Raw genomic sequence first — 570 nt, forward strand, 5'->3', positions numbered from 1 at the left:
CATTGTCGAGTCGCTTGGCCAGCGCGCGCGCGCGCACCACACCGCCGACGTCAGGCGAAACGACCATCAGGTTGCGCTTGCCATAGCGGGTCAGAATGTCGGCCGACATCACCGGCGCGGCGAACAGATTATCCGTCGGAATGTCGAAGAAACCCTGGATCTGCCCGGCGTGGAGATCGACCGAGAGTACGCGGTCGGCACCCGCGACGGTGATGAGATTGGCGACCAGCTTGGCCGAAATCGGCGTGCGCGGGCCCGGTTTGTGGTCCTGCCGGGCATAGCCGAAATAGGGAATGACGGCGGTGATGCGCTTGGCCGAGGCGCGTTTCAGCGCGTCTATGCAAATCAGCAGCTCCATCAGATTGTCATTCGCGGGATAGCCAGTCGATTGCAGCACGAACACGTCCTCGCCGCGCACATTCTCGCGGATTTCCACGAAAATTTCCTCATCGGCAAAGCGGCGGACCAACGCGTCGGTCAACGGCAGTTCGAGATAGGACGCAATATCGCGCGCGAGGGGCAAGTTCGAATTGCCGGTCATCAATTTCATGGCGTTCGAAACTCCTTTTG

The 570-nt window shown here is 60.5% G+C and carries 1 protein-coding gene; it reads right to left on the minus strand.

The window, feature by feature from the left end; genetic code table 11:
- The coding region (gene prs / locus AACY08_RS28260; protein WP_339472395.1) for a ribose-phosphate diphosphokinase at positions 1–550 on the minus strand (550 nt) is incomplete at its 3' end.
- Positions 551–570 lie beyond the last annotated feature (20 nt).

This window comes from Pseudomonas sp. EL_65y_Pfl1_R83, assembly GCF_963970695.1.
GTDB classification, from domain to species: Bacteria; Pseudomonadota; Gammaproteobacteria; order Pseudomonadales; family Pseudomonadaceae; genus Aquipseudomonas; species Aquipseudomonas tritici.